Source organism: Aquabacterium sp. UBA2148, assembly GCF_002328915.1.
GTDB classification, from domain to species: domain Bacteria; phylum Pseudomonadota; class Gammaproteobacteria; order Burkholderiales; family Burkholderiaceae_C; genus Aquabacterium; species Aquabacterium parvum.
The window spans coordinates 1-4,149 of the sequence record NZ_DCXA01000102.1 but is presented as its reverse complement, the minus strand read 5'-3'; the positions used below and the strand labels follow the sequence as shown (position 1 = coordinate 4,149).

General features: G+C 66.3%; 5 protein-coding genes. All 5 read left to right on the top strand.

The genetic code is table 11. The features are described 5' to 3' along the window. Nucleotides 1-640, top strand: a 640-nt coding sequence (locus B2W70_RS05520; RefSeq protein WP_286743659.1) for a TIGR00730 family Rossman fold protein, incomplete at its 5' end; no start/stop codon positions are given. Nucleotides 641-755: 115 nt separating this feature from the next. Beyond that, nucleotides 756-2,054, top strand: a complete 1,299-nt coding sequence (locus B2W70_RS05515; protein ID WP_286743657.1) for a patatin-like phospholipase family protein — start codon at nt 756-758, stop codon at nt 2,052-2,054. A 128-nt stretch (nt 2,055-2,182) separates the two neighbouring features. After that, on the top strand, nt 2,183-2,494 hold the full coding sequence (rplU, locus tag B2W70_RS05510) for a 50S ribosomal protein L21 (RefSeq protein WP_058088526.1): 312 nt from the start codon (nt 2,183-2,185) through the stop codon (nt 2,492-2,494). 40 nt (nt 2,495-2,534) lie between these two features. Then, a complete protein-coding gene (gene rpmA, locus B2W70_RS05505) occupies nt 2,535-2,792 on the top strand; it encodes a 50S ribosomal protein L27 (RefSeq protein ID WP_058088527.1) in 258 nt (85 codons plus the stop codon). Nucleotides 2,793-2,961: 169 nt separating this feature from the next. Further along, on the top strand, nt 2,962-4,149 hold a 1,188-nt coding region (cgtA, locus tag B2W70_RS05500; protein ID WP_286743656.1), incomplete at its 3' end, for an Obg family GTPase CgtA.

Genomic DNA, 4,149 nt, shown 5'->3' with positions numbered 1-4,149 from the left:
CCGCGAACGCCTGGACGAGGCCGAAGCCCTGCCGCCCGGCAGCGCCCGTGAGCAGGCCATCCGCGCGGCCAAAAGCCAGCTCGGCATGTCGCGCTTCTACGAAGAGGCCCGCCGTTTCGCCAGCCTGGTCACCGAGCACTCGGCCCGCCTGGCGCACCCGATCTACGTCGTCACCGGTGGTGGCCCCGGCATCATGGAAGCGGGCAACCGGGGCGCACACGAGGTCGGCGGCAAGAGCATCGGCCTGAACATCGTGCTGCCTCACGAGCAAGAGCCCAACCCCTACATCACGCCCAAGCTGTGCTTCCAGTTCCACTACTTCGCGCTGCGCAAGATGCACTTCCTGATGCGCTCGGTGGCGCTGGTGTGCTTCCCGGGCGGCTTCGGCACGCTCGACGAACTCTTCGAGACGCTCACCCTGATCCAGACCGGCAAGTGCCGCAAGCGCCCCGTGTTGCTGTTCGGGCGCGAGTTCTGGACCAAGCTCATCAACTTCGACCACCTGGTCGAGACCGGCATGATCAGCCCCGAAGACGTGCACCTGTTCCGCTTCGTCGAAACCGCCGACGAAGCCTGGACCACCCTGCAGCAGCTCTATGGCCTGGGGCAACCCGGGGCCGACTCGGCCTGCGGCTGGTGAGGCCCTGCCAAGGATTGCCGTTTCGCGGTGCCCAGAGATGTCCACCAGCGCACCTCAACCCAGCGATCCTGCTAACTTGCAGTCAGGCGCACCGACCTCGTCCAACGCAGCAGCCATGAGCAAGCCTGACAAGACCGCACTGATCCTGACCGGGGGTGGCGCGCGTGCTGCCTACCAGGTGGGCGTGCTCCAGGCCTTGCAGCTGATCCGCCGCGACGCGGGCGAGAAGCGGCGCACCAGCCCCTTTCGCATCATCTGTGGCACCTCGGCCGGCGCCCTCAACGCCATGGCCCTGGCCAGCCGGGCCGACCACTACGACCTGGCCTTGCGCGCCATGGTCGAGGTCTGGCGCGACTTCCGCACCGAGCAGGTCTACCGCTCCGACTCCTTCGGCGTCATCCAGAGCGGTGCCAAGTGGCTGACCCTGTTTTCGCTGGGCTGGGCCGTGGCCCGCTGGCGCCGCGCTCGCCCGCGCTCCCTGCTCGACAACGAGCCTCTGCGCGAGCTGCTGCCGCACCTGTTCGACATGGGTCGCCTGCCGGATCTGATGGCCAAGGGTCACCTCGACGCGGTGGCGGTCACGGGGTCGAGCTACACCAGCGGCGAACACGTCACCTACTACGACAGCGCCGAGCCCATCGAGCCCTGGACCCGTTCGCAGCGCCTGGCCGTGCGCGAGCGGCTCACCCTCGATCACCTCATGGCCTCGTCGGCCATCCCCTTCGTCTTCCCGGCCGTCAAGCTCGACGTGCAGGGCCGTCCGCACTACCTGGGCGACGGCTCCATGCGCCAGGCCGCCCCGATTTCACCGGCCATTCACTTGGGCGCCGATCGCATCCTCGTGGTGGGGGCAGGGCGCCTGCACGAGCCCCAGGCCGAGCGGCCAATGGCCAGCGAGTACCCCAACCTGGCGCAGATCGCCGGTCACGCCATGTCCAGCATCTTCCTGGACGCGCTGGCCGTGGACATCGAACGCATGCAGCGCGTCAACAGCACCTTGAAGCTGCTGACCCCCGAGCAGCGGGAGCAGACGCAGCTGCGCCCGGTCGACATCCTGGTGATCGCGCCCAGCCAGCGCATCGACGACATCGCCGCGCGCCACCTGTGGGCGCTGCCACCGGCGGTGCGCGCCATGCTGCGCGCCGTGGGTGTCTATGGCACCGGCCGCAGCGCCCGCGGCACGGCCCTGGCCAGCTACCTGCTGTTCGAGTCGTCGTTCACCCGCGAGCTCATCCACCTGGGGTTCACCGACGCGCTGGCCAAGCGCGACGAGGTGGTCAACTTCTTCGGCTGGGGGCAGGGTGCCGGCGCGCAGGAGGGGGGCGCTGACGCATCTCCCAGCGCCTGGGGCGACCTCGACCCCGCGGACTTGACAGCCAACCCAGCCCAGGGTAGAGTCGCGAGCTTCGCGTAATTTGCCCGTCAAAGCCTTGGGGCGCGCCTTCGGGTGTGCCCTTGACGTTGATTGCGGCGCTGAGGTCGCAATGTCATGCGGTTTCACATCGCGCGAAGATCCAAGCTCTTTTCCTGAAAGGTCTCAACATGTACGCGGTCATAAAAACCGGCGGCAAGCAATACAAAGTTGCTGCTGGCGAAAAGATCAAAGTAGAACAGATTGCTGCGGACGTTGGCCAAGAGATCGTGATCGATCAAGTTCTGGCAGTCGGCACCGGCGCTGAACTCAAGGTCGGCACGCCCCTGGTGGCTGGCGCAACCGTCAAGGCAACCGTGGTTTCCCACGGTCGCCACGACAAGGTCCGCATCTTCAAGATGCGTCGCCGCAAGCACTACCAGAAGCGCCAAGGTCACCGTCAGAACTTCACCGAGCTGGAAATCAGCTCCGTGAACGGCTGATCCGTCCCGTCCCACTGCCCAAAGCTGAAGGAGCAATTCCATGGCACAGAAAAAAGGCGGCGGTTCCACGCGGAACGGCCGTGACTCCCAACCGAAGATGCTGGGTGTGAAGGTCTACGGCGGTCAAGTGATCTCCGCTGGCTCGATCATCGTTCGTCAACGCGGCACCCGCTTCCACGCTGGCCCCAACGTCGGCACCGGTCGCGACCACAGCCTGTTCGCGCTGGTCGATGGCACCGTGTCCTTCGCCGTGAAGGGCCCCCTGAACCGCAAGACCGTGGTCGTCACCCCGGTCTGACGTTCAGTCCCTGTCGCCTGGTGCCCTGGTGGCACGGGCGACACCCCGAAGCCCCGGTCCGCCGGGGCTTTTGTCATTCTCAGGCCCCGTCCTTGACGAGGCCCTGCGCGCGCCATGCGCCCTGCGTCGATAATCGCCGCACCCAACCCGAAACGATCAGGACACGTCCATGAAATTCGTCGATGAAGCCACCATTGATGTGGCCGCCGGCAACGGTGGCAGCGGTTGCATCAGCTTCCGTCGCGAAAAGTTCATCCCCTTCGGCGGCCCCAACGGCGGCAACGGGGGGCGCGGCGGCCACGTCTACGTCGAGGCCGACCGCAACATCAACACCCTGATCGACTACCGCTACGCCCGCCGCCACGAGGCGCGCAACGGCGAGCAGGGCCGCGGCTCCGACCAGTTCGGCGCGGCCGGCCCGGACATCACCCTGCGCATGCCGGTGGGCACCATCATCCGCAACGCCGAAACCGACGAGGTGATGATCGAGTTGCTCGAGCATGGCGAAAAGCGCCTGCTGGCCAAGGGCGGTGATGGTGGCTTCGGCAACCTGCACTACAAGACGGCCACCAACCGCGCCCCGCGCAAGAAGACGCTGGGCTGGCCTGGCGAGCTCTTCAAGCTCAAGCTGGAGCTGCGTGTGCTGGCCGACGTGGGCCTCTTGGGCATGCCCAATGCCGGCAAGTCCACGCTGATCACCGCCATCTCGAACGCCCGCCCCAAGATCGCCGACTACCCCTTCACCACGCTTCACCCCAACCTGGGCGTGGTGCGCGTCGGCCCGGAAAAGAGCTTCGTGGTCGCCGACATCCCGGGCCTGATCGAAGGCGCCTCGGAAGGCGCTGGCCTGGGTCACCTGTTCCTGCGCCACCTGCAGCGCACCCGCGTGCTGCTGCACGTGGTTGACCTGGCACCGTTCGACGACGATGTCGACCCGGTCAAGCAGGCCCGCGCCATCGTCAACGAACTCAAGATCTACGACGAAGAACTGTTCAACAAGCCACGCTGGCTGGTGCTCAACAAGCTGGACATGATCCCGGAAGAAGAGCGCGTCGGCCGCGTGGTGGACTTCGTGCGCCGCTACGGCTGGAAGGGCCCCGTTTTCCAGATTTCGGCGCTCACCCGCGAAGGCTGCGAAAAGCTCGTGCAGACCATTTACCAGCACGTCGCCAGCATGCAGGAGCACCACGAAGAATCCGACGTGCGCTTTGACGTCGAGGCGTCGCTGCCCACGGGCGCTGAGCTGCTGGCCCAGCACGGCGTGAAGTACGACGCCGACATCGAGGCGCTGGTCAAGCCCAAGGCGGCCGCCAAGAAGAAGGCTACACCCGCCAAGAAGGCTGCACCTGCGAAGAAG

Coding starts and splice junctions, on each gene's coding strand:
- rplU (WP_058088526.1), top strand. CDS start 2,183: ATGTACGCGGTCATAAAAACCGGCGGCAAGCAATACAAAGTTGCTGCT.
- B2W70_RS05515 (WP_286743657.1), top strand. CDS start 756: ATGAGCAAGCCTGACAAGACCGCACTGATCCTGACCGGGGGTGGCGCG.
- rpmA (WP_058088527.1), top strand. CDS start 2,535: ATGGCACAGAAAAAAGGCGGCGGTTCCACGCGGAACGGCCGTGACTCC.